Origin of the sequence: Paenibacillus sp. UNC451MF, assembly GCF_000686845.1 — a bacterium.
Lineage (GTDB): Bacteria > Bacillota > Bacilli > Paenibacillales > NBRC-103111 > Paenibacillus_S.
Map to the genome: position 1 here is coordinate 14,129 of NZ_KK366026.1, position 14,555 is coordinate 28,683.

General features: G+C 47.7%; 11 protein-coding genes. 7 read left to right on the plus strand and 4 right to left on the minus strand.

Annotated elements, in window-relative coordinates; translation table 11 throughout:
• Positions 1-25: 25 nt before the first annotated feature.
• Together BP97_RS0133810 and BP97_RS0133815 are read left to right on the plus strand one after the other, a co-directional pair.
• Positions 26-4,372: an NEAT domain-containing protein gene (locus BP97_RS0133810; protein WP_028553033.1), complete on the plus strand. Its 4,347-nt coding sequence runs from the start codon at positions 26-28 to the stop codon at positions 4,370-4,372.
• Positions 4,373-4,520: 148 nt separating this feature from the next.
• On the plus strand, positions 4,521-5,303 hold the full coding sequence (locus BP97_RS0133815) for an MBL fold metallo-hydrolase (protein WP_028553034.1): 783 nt from the start codon (positions 4,521-4,523) through the stop codon (positions 5,301-5,303).
• Between the two features lie 118 nt (positions 5,304-5,421).
• Here BP97_RS0133815 and BP97_RS0133820 read toward each other — a convergent pair whose 3' ends face one another.
• Positions 5,422-6,336, minus strand: coding sequence for a dihydrodipicolinate synthase family protein (locus BP97_RS0133820; RefSeq protein ID WP_028553035.1), 915 nt, complete (start codon positions 6,334-6,336; stop codon positions 5,422-5,424).
• A 230-nt stretch (positions 6,337-6,566) separates the two neighbouring features.
• Here BP97_RS0133820 and BP97_RS41375 point away from each other — a divergent pair, with 230 nt between their 5' ends.
• Positions 6,567-7,064: a hypothetical protein gene (locus tag BP97_RS41375; protein ID WP_028553036.1), complete on the plus strand. Its 498-nt coding sequence runs from the start codon at positions 6,567-6,569 to the stop codon at positions 7,062-7,064.
• Between the two features lie 18 nt (positions 7,065-7,082).
• Here the strand turns inward: BP97_RS41375 and BP97_RS0133830 are convergent, their stop codons facing one another.
• The 3 genes from BP97_RS0133830 to BP97_RS0133840 form a co-directional block, all read right to left on the minus strand.
• A complete protein-coding gene (locus tag BP97_RS0133830; RefSeq protein ID WP_028553037.1) occupies positions 7,083-7,835 on the minus strand; it encodes an IclR family transcriptional regulator in 753 nt (250 codons plus the stop codon).
• 129 nt (positions 7,836-7,964) lie between these two features.
• Positions 7,965-8,822 carry a sugar phosphate isomerase/epimerase family protein gene (locus BP97_RS0133835; protein ID WP_028553038.1) on the minus strand — a complete coding sequence of 286 codons (858 nt, stop codon included), beginning with the start codon at positions 8,820-8,822 and terminating at the stop codon, positions 7,965-7,967.
• Positions 8,823-8,843: 21 nt separating this feature from the next.
• Positions 8,844-9,908 (minus strand): Gfo/Idh/MocA family protein, encoded by a 1,065-nt coding sequence (locus tag BP97_RS0133840; protein ID WP_028553039.1) that lies wholly within the window; start codon positions 9,906-9,908, stop codon positions 8,844-8,846.
• Between the two features lie 101 nt (positions 9,909-10,009).
• Here BP97_RS0133840 and BP97_RS0133845 point away from each other — a divergent pair, with 101 nt between their 5' ends.
• The 4 genes from BP97_RS0133845 to BP97_RS0133860 all read left to right on the plus strand — a co-directional run bounded on the left by BP97_RS0133845 (position 10,010) and on the right by BP97_RS0133860 (position 14,537).
• Positions 10,010-10,858 carry a helix-turn-helix domain-containing protein gene (locus tag BP97_RS0133845; RefSeq protein WP_028553040.1) on the plus strand — a complete coding sequence of 283 codons (849 nt, stop codon included), beginning with the start codon at positions 10,010-10,012 and terminating at the stop codon, positions 10,856-10,858.
• Between the two features lie 202 nt (positions 10,859-11,060).
• Positions 11,061-12,539: a fibronectin type III domain-containing protein gene (locus BP97_RS38415; RefSeq protein WP_051621203.1), complete on the plus strand. Its 1,479-nt coding sequence runs from the start codon at positions 11,061-11,063 to the stop codon at positions 12,537-12,539.
• Positions 12,540-12,614: 75 nt separating this feature from the next.
• Entirely contained in the window at positions 12,615-13,952 is a 1,338-nt protein-coding gene (locus BP97_RS0133855) for an ABC transporter substrate-binding protein (protein ID WP_028553041.1), read from the plus strand.
• A gap of 252 nt (positions 13,953-14,204) precedes the next feature.
• Positions 14,205-14,537, plus strand: a complete 333-nt coding sequence (locus BP97_RS0133860; protein WP_028553042.1) for an ArsR/SmtB family transcription factor — start codon at positions 14,205-14,207, stop codon at positions 14,535-14,537.
• The last annotated feature ends 18 nt before the right edge of the window (positions 14,538-14,555 follow it).

The window sequence follows — 14,555 nt, forward strand, 5'->3', positions numbered from 1 at the left end:
ACCGAGAAGAAGGAGTGTACATAAAGTGTTAAAAAGCAATTTGAAGCAGTCCATAGCCTTTTGCCTTTCTTTGGCATTATTTCTATCTTCTTTATTTACAGCCTTGCACTTCCATGTAACGCCAGCCGAGGCGGCCGTAACGCTCCCGGATAATGTGTACCAGGTTAGCTACCTGTATGTGAAGGACGGTACCAGCAGCGATTCCGCTGCAAATCTGTATTTATCCGTTCATAATTCAGGCAAGCTTATCGTTCAGAATGGCAAGATCACATTTGAGCATGAAATAACCCCTCAATATTACGGGTATTTCCAATATCTCGCTTTTCGTAATCCAGGGGCAGCTAAGGCGGTTATTAACACTTCAACCAATACAGCTCAAGGAACGGAAGGCTATACGCTCTTCCCTGTTCGACCCGCCAACAACGGCACCGGTAATTTGATTACTACGATTCATATTGAAGATATTACAAAAAAACAAGACGTGCTTATGCATGTCGTTATTAAGGATGCTCCCGAATTCGGCAACGGTTTTCATTATGATTATTGGTACAATGTTCAGTTGGACATTAATACGAAGGATCTGCCTTTGGAAGGCAATAACGGTGGAAATACGGGCGGTGAGACCGAACAACCGATAACGCTCGCTTCATTACAGGAGCTAGTGTCCGTCTCCAAGTCAGTGTACCAAAGCACATATGAAGGAACCAGTCTGGGAGACGCACCAGCAGGGACCATGCTTCCGTTCTATACCAAGATCGTTCAAGCGGAAAATTTCATAGCAACCGGAAATACCTCACCTGAGGCAATCAAGGCTGCCTTTAATGAATTGACAGCAGCTCTGAATACCTTTCAATCCTCAAGATATTCATCGGATAAGCGGGTTCTTGCTTCCTTAATAGCAGTAGTAACCGAATTCAGAGACGGAATTAAAGAGATTGGTTATACAGACGATCAGCTTGGCTCCTCTCTCGCCCCTGCTTCACCAGGAGAGTTCATAGTAGGTCCCAAAGTCAGTTTATCGACCCAAATTGAGCGTGCGCAAACCGTGTACAATGAGCCCAAGTCTACGCAAGCTGAAGTGGACAATGCTGTGAGAATATTGACCGGAGAATATAACTCTGTTAAGGATTCGTACTACATCATCAGCGATGATTCGGTAAGAGTGATTGCTCTGGATTCGCTTAATCCGACGAACGTTCCTTCAGTTAATGCGCCGGAAATCTCAGGTACAGCCTCGTTTACTACACTTAAAGGAGCGGATCTTGGTACAAGAGCCAACATTACCTTTAACACCTCTTCTGCGATCACTGATGTGATGCAGCCGAATGTTTCCAGTAATGGCGGCTACACTGCAGTGGAGTATCGCACTCCTCAGTTCATCAAGAGCTCTAACGGACAGACAAAGGTGTTTCAGGCAACCATCCGAAGATCAAATGTTAACGAGGATACCAAATGGCTGGGACAATCGTATCTCCGCTACAAACTCGACGGTGTGACCAAGGTCGTTTACCTCAGCTTCAACGCTGACCAGCTTGATGCATTAAATGCGTCTGCTGAAGCTGCGCAAACGCTATCCGAATCCGCTACAGCCTTACCGGGAGCGGAATCAGCTTATAGCACTGCCAAGACTGCGCTGCAAAGTAAAATCGATGCAGCGAAAGGCACAGCCCAGAATTTAGCAAGCACCCGGCCTCAAATCAATACAGCCAGTACGGCACTGCAGCAAGCGGTGGATACTTTTAAAGTAAGTGCAGCCTATCCGCTATACTTCACCACCACCCATGCAACAAGCGATACGTTCTCTGCTGTAGAAAGCTACTTTTTGAAACCGGCTACCGTTACGACAGAGGGCGGCGCTGTTTATGTGTCTTTTACAATAAAAGATAGCGCGGTCATTAAGGAATTCCAAGTTAAGACTGGCGGTCAATATGTGGATGCAGCTGTCGTTAGCGAGAATACAACGGATAATACGAGAGTTGTCAAATTTAAAGCAGATAGTCTGTCAGCTCTGCTCGACGCTAAGGTGCACATCTCCATTCCTGCACAAAATTATGACCGCACGCATGATATCCGTCTGAATCTGAATAATGTGGATAATAGCGCTCTGGCACAAGCGGTTGCGGATGCGAACACACTTTACCGGACGTCGGTAGCCGGCACTGAGCCTGGCCAATATCCGCAAGCTTCCAAAGCGGCCCTTCAGTCAGCGATCAATACCGCAGGTGCGGAAGCAACGCGCTTAACAGGCACAACCGAACGGACGGCTGCTGCTTTGCAAACGTTACAGCAGGCTGTGAATGCGTTTAAAGCATCTGTCATTGTAGAACCGACGAATCCGGGGACGATTAAGGACGGCGAGTATCCTATCGGCTTTACGATCTATAAGAAAGGCACCGACGAGAAATCGGTTATGTATGATTATGTCGATCCACAAAGCGGTAAGCTAACCGTAATTGGCGGTAAAAAGTACGTAACATTTACAGTTAAGCAGAATGCCGAAATCAAATCGTTCAAAACCGAACGCAACGGCGTCTTGACTGAAACTGAGACGGTTAGCACTGATGCCGCCGCCAATACCCGTATCGTTAAGTTTGAAGTAACAGACCTTGAAGCTCGTTTAAACGGATGGGTCAAAATTTATTGGGTGCTTCCCGCTCCAATCGGTATTTATGACCATGAATATGAAGTAGAGCTAGGATTTGATTTCCAGCTGCCAACAGCAGCAGATAAGTCGCAGCTAACAGCTGCAATAGACAATGCCAAAGCCAAGCTGGCCGCAGCCGTTGAAGGCAGCTCCGCCGGACAATACGCCATAGGCTCCAAGGCTGTATTGCAAACAGCTATTACTGCGTCTGCAGCCGTAATAGATAGCTCTTCGGCTACGCAGCAGGCCGTCGACGAAGCATTGAAGGCTTTGAAAAAATCAGTTGCTATTTTCCTTGCATCCGTCACATTGGCAGACGCCAATTACAGCTTCAACTGGCCGTCTACAATCAAGGATGGAGCCGGCACGCCGATGACGAACTTCATCTTATCTGGCGCGAGCATGAAAGTGAGCGGTGGGAAGCAAGTAGTCACCCTCCAGCTCGTTAGTGGCGTTACATTCAAAAAGCTTCAAATGAAAAAAGCAGACGGCGCTCTTGAGGATGTTTCAACGGTTGCCGCCGCCAAGCAAGCAGGCATTGTTAAAGTTTTAGATACTAGCAGCGCAGCTGCATCTGTTAACTTTGAAATCAAGGACCGCTCGGCAGTATATGTGCTTAGCCTATCGGATGCTGCGCAAACAGAGCATGCCTTCGAAATTGATTTCTCCGAGATCAGTCTGTCACCGGTAACGGATCCAGGAACCGATAACGGCTCCGGTAAAGGAAGCTCCGGTCGCGGTGGCGGCGGCGGTGCAGCAGTCATAATCAAGCCACTGGCTGAAACACTTGAAGCTGGGAAGTATACCATCGATTATGCTCTATATTCCCGGGGAACAGCCCAGACTTCAGTTGCAGACCCATTCGTCAAGCATCCAGCCAAGCTGGAAATTGCAGACGGCAAGAGCTACATCTTATGGACGGTATCAGGTAAAGAGGTTACCGGGCTAAAGGTGACGGATACGAGCGGTGCTTGGACCGATGCTCAAGTTGTTGCAGCAAATGACAAACTGAATGAACAAACCGTACGATTCGAAATTCAGAATGCGCAAACCAAAGTTCTAACCCAGTTCAAATTGTCAGTTCCCGACAAATACAATGGGGAATATGAGGCGGACATCGTATTTAACGAAGCCAGCATTCAACAAGACAAAAGCTCAACCGATATTCCAAGCCAACCTGATGGGAACGCAGCCATCACGGATGTACAAAATCACTGGGCTCAAGCCTCCATCGAGCAAGCGGTAGCCTTGGGAATCGTAAACGGGTACGAAGACGGTACCTTCCGTCCAGACTCGAATATCAACCGCGCAGAGTTTATTACGCTGCTGAACAAGGCTCTTAAGCTCGGACAAAGCTCTAACGAGCTCAGCTTTACCGATTCGGCAACCATTCCTCAGTGGGTGAAACCGTATCTTTCACCGGTTGTAGAGGCAGGAATCATTACCGGGTATGAGGATGGCGCTTTCCGGGCTGATCGCCAAATCAGCCGGGCAGAATTGGCCGTCATTATCGTTCGAGGCATGAAACTGAAGGTGGATGCCGATGCCCGTGCCAGCTTCTCGGATGCGGACAGCATACCTCAATGGGCGCAAGCAGAAGTAGCAGCTGCGCATAACCAGGGTATCATTAGCGGTCGCGATAACAATCGGTTCGAACCTACACAGAATGCAACGCGCGCTGAAGCCGTATATCTTATTTTGTCTCTTTACAAAGCAGCTCATCAATAAAGAATGTTTAAGCCGGGCGGCCATCTAAGATGGCTTGCCCGGCTTATCTTTTTACTCGTGCCTTATGTCCGTATCCACCATCTTGTTGAATACTTCAAATCCTGCTATCTTTAAAGCAAAAGATCATGAAATCGGAGAGACAAATAATATGAGCGACATACTGACATTCTGGGGGACAGGCGATTCGATGGGAGTTCCACGGGTCTACTGCCCGTGTGATATATGTACGGAAGCCAGAACAACTGGACACAACAGACGCTTCCGTTCTTCGGTAATGCTAAATGCAGGAGGGCATGAGCTATTAATCGACTGCGGACCGGATTGGAGAGCTCAGATGGAACGATCCGACAAAAGGTTCATTGAGCATGTGCTTATTACGCACGCTCATTTCGATCATATCGCAGGGCTGCCTGAGTGGGCCGATGCCTGCCGTTGGCTTGGACGCAAAGCCCATCTCTACGCTCCGCACGATGTGCTGCATACGATTACGCAGCAGTTTCCTTGGCTAGAACGCCATCTGAACCTCCATGATTGTATTCATGGCTTGACATGGGAGAACTGGCATATTACACCTTGGAAAGTGTGCCATGGCAAAAACGGCTTTTCCTACGCGTACAAGTTCACCCGGGCAGCTGCTTCTCCCTATCATTGGGTATACTGCTCCGATGCGATTAATTTGAATGCAGAAGAAAAAGCCCCCATGTTCGGACTGCAGCTGCTTGTTCTGGGAACAAATTTCTACAAAGAAGAGGCCGAGCTTAAGACCCGCTCCGTCTATGATATGGTGGAAGCGCTAGAGCTGCTTGAAGAGGTTCAGCCCAAACAGGTCCTGTTTACCCATATGTCACACGGAGTCGATGTACATCGCGACTATCGTCTGCCTTCTTTCATTACATTGGCACAGACCGGTATGCAGGTCCCGCTAGAATAGGAATAAATGGCTTATCGCGAAGCATGGCCTGCCCTAATGTGCTTATTAGTTAACCATGTCGTTCATTTATATAGCTAATAAAAATAGCCTGCTCCCCCTACAAGGAAGCAGTCCTTGCTTATAGCTCCTTAATTATTCCCGCCAGCAGCTCCAGCTGCTCAACCTCCAATCGGTGATTCGGCTTGAAAGCAGACGCGTCTCTTGACCTGCAATACGTCGTTATGGGCAAACCCAGCTGTTGAAGATGAACCTTCGCATTCACTGGGTACATTTGCAGCTCAATAAAGGAAGCTACGGTTAGAAATGCCTGCAGCTTCTCTGCCCCCTTCTCATCGTTCTTCCACTCCTCTACAAGCTTTACATAGAGCGATGGATGAAAGTTAGCCATAACTCCGCTAAAGCCGGAGGCCCCTTGTCTTAACGAGGCAAGAAGCGTTGTCGAATTAGCGTTAAACAGCTTCAGTCCGCTCCCCGCGACCGCTTTCAGCTTATCGTTGATTTGCTCTGTATCGCAGCTTGTATCTTTCAGAAACAAGAATCTCCCGGAAGCAGCGCACCACTTCAACACCTGAGGTGAAAGAAGTCTTTTATATGGATAGGGACATTCATATAGACCAAATGCAGTATCCGGTAGAGCATCCAGCAGCTTCTGAGCACGCTCAAGCCACACCTCTTCGGATTCATTCTCCTTGGCCAACCGATTCGTAACCAGAACGACTGCATCGACTCCAGTCGAAGCGATCTGTGCCAGTTCGTGGATCTGCTCTTCCAGATCATCGGAGGTATGGCCGGAGGCTATGACTTGAATGCGCCCAGCGGCTTTTTCCTTTACGAAACGGGCAATTCGTACACGCTCCTCTAGTGTTAAGAAGAACATTTCGCTCGACTGACATACAGCAAACAAACCATGAACGCCTTGATCCATATACCACTCGATCAAAAGCTCCAGAGCTGCATAATCCACCTCGCCAGTCAACTTAAAGGGAGTAATCATCGTCGGCCAGACTCCATCCGAAATCGCCGCAGCTCTCATCCCATCGCCTCATTCCCACTGTATTGATTCTCTATATTAGAACATAATTCTAATACAATAACACAATTTGTTCCGTAATAAAGAACTATGTTCTTAAATAATTGTAATATAGGATTCATGAGATTACAATTATTTTTTCCAGATGACGGAAAAAATCTGTAACCTTCTCTGCTCTATTTACGTTATTCAATCAACATCATCAAATACCACTCAAAAGAGGGAGTATGGTTATGAATCATAACGTCTTCAAAGGACTGTTCATCGGAATGATGCTAATCCTCGTTTGCCTCATTGGCTGTAGTAAGGATGTGACCGGAGACGAACTAACTGCTTCGCAGTTTGTGAAGTCGCATGGCTATGCGGTAACTGAAAGCAGCGGCCCAGTTCATACCTACGAGCTGAACAAAAGCAAGCTGTACGGCAGCCCGGAAGCAACGCCCTATATGCAAATGTGGGCGGTTCAAGCTTCGGAGCCTGACCGCTATTTCGGGCAGCAATTGACAATATATCGTTTCACAGTTAAAAACCATCCTCTTGAACCCATCTACAAAAAAAGGACCCATGTTTATATTATGATGTCGGAAGGCAAGGTGATCGGAGGATATTCATTTCCAGATGCCGATTTGGCGGGAGCCGTCTACTCCTTAGACGGTAGAACACTAGAAGAAGTCACGGGGATGAGCTATGCGGACTGGTTGGAAAAGTGGAAAAGGAAGTACTCGGAGTGACTCCCTCCCCCTGTTGCGTTACAATTTCCCTTCAATTGACCGGACGGCTTCGCCTAGCTTCACCGCGTATTCCTTAATCTTATCCTCTTCGAAGCGCAGCGAGGGTCCGGAAATACTGATACCGGCGACGACCTGCCGCTTCGTGTTAAGAATGGGCATCCCGATGCACTTGATCCCGAATTCATGCTCCATGTTATCGATAGAGTATCCACGCAGACGGATCGCTGCCAGCTCTTCCTTTAATTTTTCAGGATCAGTCAAGGTATTATCCGTATGTTGCTTTAAGCCTCTTGCCACAACGGTATGGAGGACTTCCTCCGGCAAGAACGCAAGCATCGCTTTCCCGATCCCCGTGCAGTACATCGGGGCTTTGACACCAAGCATTGATCTTGTGGAGAGCTGGCTTTTGGGCGAGGAGGAATCAAGGTAAATAACCTCTCCTTCACTCGGTGTTCCCAAGTAGACGGTCTCATTGGTAAAATCAGCAAGCTCCTGCATGAAAGGCAGCATGATTTGGCGAATATTCATACGGCTTGAGATGACATGGCCAAGCTCAAGAATTTTCATCCCCAGCCTGTACTTCTCGTTATCCGGATTCTGCTCCAAATAACCTGCCTTCACAAACGTATCTACGATATTGTGCACATTGCTTTTATACAATCCAAGCATCTCGCTGATCTCGGTAATTCCCAATTCCGGCTGATTCACGGTAAAGCAGTCCATGATGCGAAGCGCTTTATATAAGGATTTCACTTTGATTTCTTCCGACACACTACCGACCTCATTATCAAATAAAGTGAGGGCTTCAGCCCTGTTCCCTATCCGGTAACAAGGTTCTGAAACTCTCACTTTAGTGTAATGGTTCTTATTCTTTTTTACAATATGCCGAGCCGTATTCCCTTATACTTCACTCCATAATCTGCGAACCGTTTCCAAGCCAAGCTTCGAGCCTGTATAGCAATCCTCCATGCCTTCGAACTCCACCGAAATATATCCGTCATATCCGGAATTCTTGACGACGGTAAGCACCTGACGCATATCGATATCACCATGACCAACGATAGCTCCACGCAGATGGTTGCCGCTTGCCGTTGGGAACCATCCGGTTCCCGGGTTCAGACTTGCAGGACGAAGGTAGAAATCTTTGACATGCACCATAGAAGCGTAGGAAATGTTTTTCTTCACAGCTGCAACGGAATTCTCATCCGCACACATGAAGTTACCGACATCCAGCGTCGTCCGGAAATTCGGACGGTCTACCGCATGGATCAATGCTTGAACCCTATCGCTCGCCTGGATGTAGTAGCCGTGATTCTCAACGCTCGTCACAATATTAAACTGTGCCGCATAATCGGCAACTTGTCTGCAAGCCGAAGCGAGCTTCTCCAAGTCTTCCTGGAAGCGGATCATAGAGGTATCCTTGCGGGACGCTACGTCATGGCGCATCCGTTTGACCCCGAGACGATGTGCAATATCGACCTCACGCTTGACGCGCTCAATCTCATTCTCATACTGTTTTTCAGTTTCGGTAATAAAGTTGGCCCCGATCGCATAGTTGGATACATCGATCCCGACCGCTGCCGCTTTATTCCGGATAGCATCAATCAGCTCCGGATTTTCCGTTAGATTAAAGCCGATAGGAACGATCTCTACATGCTCCCCGCCGTTCTCAGCGATCCAATCGATAGCACCGAGAATATCCAATTCTTGCGATCTGATTGCGCGCACCAAGCTATAAGAGCTTAATCCAAGCTTCATAACTGCTGATCCTCCTATCGGTTATTCGTAACGAACTTCACGGCCCGTCTCAGCCGATTCGTAAATACCGCACAAAATTTTCATCAATTCCACGCCGTCCTCTACTGGACTGATCGGCTCGACGCCTGTCGTGCAGCTTTCAATGAAACAACGAATTTCATTTTGGAAGGCCGCCGTAACATTAAGCCCCTTCTGGTCCGTTTGCGGTGTGATGTTCAAGATCGTATCATGCTTCTCCGAGACGAGAGCCAGAGCTGGCTCCAGCTCCAATCCGCCCTTATCTCCGAACAGCTTGACTACGGTTTCGTCCTGCTTCGCATGCAGCGTAAAGCTCACATCGACCATTAAGGAGGCTCCGTTATCAAAACGGACGAGTGCATTAGCCATATCCTCGACGGAATTTTGGCTTGCGTCATAATCGGCTGCTTTATAGAACGACAGGTTTTTCACGTTGCCGCGGTTTCCAAGCTTTTTGTAAGTGTTACCGGTGACAGAAACAACTTTAGGACGCCCCATCAAATACCAGCAAATATCGATAACATGGACTCCGATATCAATCAACGGTCCGCCGCCTGAACGTTCTTTGTCAGCGAACCAGCCTCCCGGATTGCCCAATCGGCGTATGCAAGAAGCTTTGGCATAATAAATATCGCCGAATTCACCATTCTCCACGAACTTCTTCACCAGCTGCGCATTGGCATCGTAACGACGGACGAAGCCAACCTGAAGCACCTTGCCAGAATCGCGAACCGCCTGCTGAACGTTAAGCGCTTCCTCCACCGTACGGCATAGCGGTTTCTCTACTAGTACATGCTTACCAGCCTTCAGCGCGGCAATGCTAATCTCAGCATGAGTATTGTTCCAAGTGCAGATGCTAACAGCATCGATAGAGGGATCAGCCAACAGCTGATGATAATCTTCATATACTTGTGAGGCGCCGTATTTATCCGCTTTCTCCTGTGCCCTTGCCCGATTCAAATCACAAACAGCAGCAATTTTCACCGTTTGCCCCAGCTTTTGGTACGCCTGAAGGTGTAAATCCGAGATCGATCCTGCTCCGATAATTCCTATGTTCAGCTTGTTCAATTTGAATCCGTCCTCCCTTAAGTCGGTTTGATCGTTGAGCTATTGATGAATGCACTATATACTCAAATTATCACGTATCCAACAAAGAAGGAATGTATGCCATGATCAGTTACATGGACTATAAGATCAGTCGACAACCTATTCGGATCGTTGATCTGATGGTGGATAAAAGCATATTGAAGGTGCAATCGCTAAGGGTCATCAACGTCGGTCACATTCCGGCCAGAATACACTACCGAAGCCATGCCCGTTTTACCTACTGGGCGGTCGTTTATATATCCAAAGGCTCAGGGACCTACCAGGTGAATAACGGGGAAAAGCAGAAGGTAAAACAAGGGAGTTTTTTCCTTTTATACCCTGGCGCTGTGTTTCATTACGGCCCCGGAGAAAATGAGTTCTGGGATGAGCATTATTTTACGATCGAGGGGCCGCGCATTCAAGAATGGCTTGGGACCTGGCTTACCGATCCAGGTAAGGTAAAGCAAACAGAAGAAGAACAGCTGACGCGGATTAATCGTATCTTCATGCTGATGGAAAGCGGAATTCCAAGCAATATCGACAGAGCTGCACTATCGGTCGAAGCGATGCTGCTTGAATTCGTTATGAGCTCAGAGTCCGTGCCTAAAATCACGAAAGCGGAAAATGCACTCGCGCTGATCGAAGCGATAGCCGACTATATTTACAGCCCCTTCGATCCCAGACAGCTATGTGAACAGCACCACATTTCATTTCCGACGCTTAGGCGAACCGTAAGTAAATATACCGGCTATCCACTGAACGAGTACGTACACCGCTTGAAGATGGCCGAAGCTAAGAATATACTCCTCAATACCGATCAATCGTTGAAGGAAATTGCATCCGCATTGGGGTACCAGGACGTATTTTATTTTTCTCGGCTGTTCAAAAAAATCGTCGGCGTGTCACCCAAGCTATTCCGCAGTACGATGTGATAGGGTGATTCAAATCGTTGGAAAAGAGTAAAAAAAGTATTGATATATCAGAAACAATCCCTTACTATACAGATAGATGGTTTTTTTGAACGACATTCTCTATTACAGAACACAATGCTACTTATGTATTCTTTTCTCTTTTTTTCAACTTTATATAGAATATCGTTCTTTAATAAGGAACACATACAAAGGAGGAATAGAAGTGAAACTTACGAAGGAATCCTCATGGGGCTTTAAAGATCCTCGAGAGCTGCATCTGGCCGCACAACTGCCTGCTGAGCAGCCTTTCAGCGCTCTCCACATTACCAGGCTAGCCCCAGGTAGCGCCTGCTTGGAGATGGATTGGAACCATTTTGATTGTTCCTCTTCTTGCAGTGCATCCTACAGGGTACATTACCGATTGCGTGACAGCGGCCCGTTCGTCCAGTTCAACGTGACAGGTCCCATGGGGACCACGAAAATACAAGGGCTGGAAGATGGCCAAGATTACGAAATTTATGTAAGCGCTTTACAAAATGGGGAATCTCTGCCGACCATTCAAAGTCCTGTTAGGCTCTTCCGCCCCGGAGAGGTACCCGGCACCGTAGTTAATTATATTCATCCCGACGATTACACATATGGCTTCTCCGGTCGCTCGCCGGCCAGCCCCTCCATCGTGCGGCTCCCCAATGAAGACCTGCTTGCTTCGCATGACGTTTACTGGGGAAACGAAGGGCAAAATCTCAGTCTTCTCTACCGTTCCAGCGATAACGGCTATACATGGAGCTTCGTTACTTTCCTGTACCCATGCTTCTGGGGGAAGCTGTTCGTTCATCAGGAACGACTCTACATGCTGGCGACCAGCACGGAATATGGCGCCCTTTTAATCGGACGTTCCGATAACGGTGGTGAAACTTGGAGCCAACCAACGGTGCTTATTGAAGCTGGAAGCAGAGAAGCAGGAGGCCCGCATAAAGCGCCAATGCCCGTCACCGAGCACAACGGACGCCTGTGGACTGCAATCGATTATGGCTCATGGACTACGGGAAGCCATGCTTCCGGGCTGATCTCAGTGCCTGTCGATGCCGATCTGCTGGATAGCGCCAATTGGACGAAGATGCCCTTTCTGCCTTATAACAAGGATTGGCCGGGCACAGTCATGGGGGGGAAACGCAGCGGTCTGCTGGAAGGAAATGCGGTAGTCCTCCCCAGCGGCAAGCTGGTCAACCTTCTGCGCTACCAAACCAACGGCGGTACGCCGGATCACGGCAGAGCCATTATGTTAGTTGCAGACGCAGATCATCCGGAGCTGCCGCTTAAGTTCGGCAAGGTGATAGACTTTTACGGCAATTTATCAAAGTTCACTATTTATTATGACTCTGAATCCGGGAAATATTGGTCTTTGGTGAACCGAGTCAACCCTCCCACTACTGGGCAAAGAAACATTCTAACGCTTGTATCATCGGCGGATTTGGAGCATTGGGAAATCGTTAAGGACGTGTTGGACTATGAACACAATGGTTGGCCGGAAGATAGCAAAAAGGTAGGCTTTCAATACGTGGATTGGATATTCAGGGGCAGCGACATTTATTTCTTGTCGAGAACCGCCATTAACGGAGCCTATAATTATCACAACGCGAATTATATCACATTCCATCGGCTGGAGCAGTTCAGAAGATTGGAGTGTACGGACCAAGCTTAGTGTAACCGGCTATTATTGGATTCAGCATGATGCGAAAGTGACGGAAATCAACTATCCCAGGATGAGGTGGTCGTGATGTTTTCGCATACTAAAGTACTGCTGTCCGCGCTGCTCTTAAGCTGCTCCTTCTTTGCCGGCTGCTCCAGCGGGTCGAATTCCGCGGTTGAACCGACAACACCGCCCAAGAATGATACTCCCGCTGTCACCCAAGCACCTGTAACCATCCAATTGTATGCAAGAACGCTGCTGTTAAACGAAGATTTCGAGAAATATATTCAAAAGCCGCTTAAAGAAAAATTCCCGTACGTAACTATTAACAAGATAGACAATGAAAAGGGAAAAACCATTCAAGATTTGCTGACTGCAGGACAGGTACCAGACCTCATATGGGAAGGCTTGACGAACATTCAAACTTTAACCGATCTCAACCTCCCGCTCGATCTAGATCCTCTTGTCAAAAAGCATGCATTCGATCTGAACCGAATCGACCCTCAATTAATCAAAAGCGTCCGATCCTACTCCAGCAAAGGACAGCTCATCTACTTGCCGTTTCGCGAATTTGCGTTTGGACTTCATTATAATAAAGATATTTTTGACAAATTCGGCGTTGAGTATCCCAAAGCGAATATGACTTGGGACCAAGCCGTTGAATTGGCGCGCAAAGTGACTGGAACCCGTGACGGCGTCAATTACCGTGGACTTCACTCAGGCATCAGTATCAATCGGATACAGACCCAGATGTCACTCCCCTATGTCGACACGAAAACCGAGAAATCCCTTCTGGGGTCAAATGACCGGTGGCAGGCGCTGTTCCGCACCTTCAAAGACATTTATTCCATCCCGGGCAATTGGCCCGCTGGCTCTACCTTTGGCGATGGACGCAAGGCTTTTCTTGAGACGAGGAATCTAGCGATGTTCCCTCATCTGATTTTGATCGGGGATGCAGATTTTGCCGACTCGGTTGGCAAGGGGCTGAACTGGGGAATTACCACCTTCCCTGCTATGAAGGATAAGCCCGGCGTAGGTCCTGGGGTCTTCTCGGACGGTTTTATTGTTCCTGATGGCGGAAAAAATCAAGATCTGGTCTTCCAGCTCATTGCTCATCTACTATCAGATGAAGTCCAGTCCCAAGCCGCCAAGCTAGGCAATCCAACCGCTCTCGTGAATCCTGAAGTCAAGAAAAAGCTGTACGAGAGTAACCCTCTCGCAAAAGGCGTCGACTTAGCTCCCGTGCTTGCATTGAAGTCCGCCGATCCATTCGCCAGAACTCCTTATGACGCCAAAGCTCAGGGCATAGCCCAAAAATATTTGGAGCAATATTTCACGGACAAAGCCGATCTTAACGAGGCGCTGCGCGTGGCTGAGGATGAAATGAACAAGATGATCGATCAGGAGAAATTGAGCCGTAAATAAGTTGAATTCTTCATTTCTTCTTATATGAAAAGAAAACGTTTGGAGTGGCTGCATCCATCAGGATAAGCTGCACCAGGCGTTTTCTTTTTTTCATGATCCTGCACTATATGGAGCATTCTATTCTTATCTGCGTAAAAATGGGTTCTTCCATTCGACAATCGGGCCATTTGTTATTGACAAAAACATCCTTTATAGAATACTATATGAACATATACTCATATATTCATACGCTCATTTTTGGAGGTAGTTTCTATGGAATCTTTCGATCGCCCGCAAGGTCCGGATGTTACAGTCCGGTCATTAGATGAAGAAACCTTGTTTATGGTGTCTCAAACATTCAAAGCTTTATCCGATACAACACGAATTCGCATTCTATACTTGCTGTCACAAAAAGAATGTTCGGTCAATGAAATTGCCGATGAGCTCTCGCTTCTGCAATCGACCGTATCCCATCAGCTTCGGTTTTTGAAAAACTTGCGATTGGTTAAGTTCAGAAGAGCCGGCACCACCTTATATTATTCCCATGATGACGAACACGTGATGGATTTGCTTAGCGAAGCGATTCACCATGCGAATCACGATTAGCTGATTATGGAGAGCCGG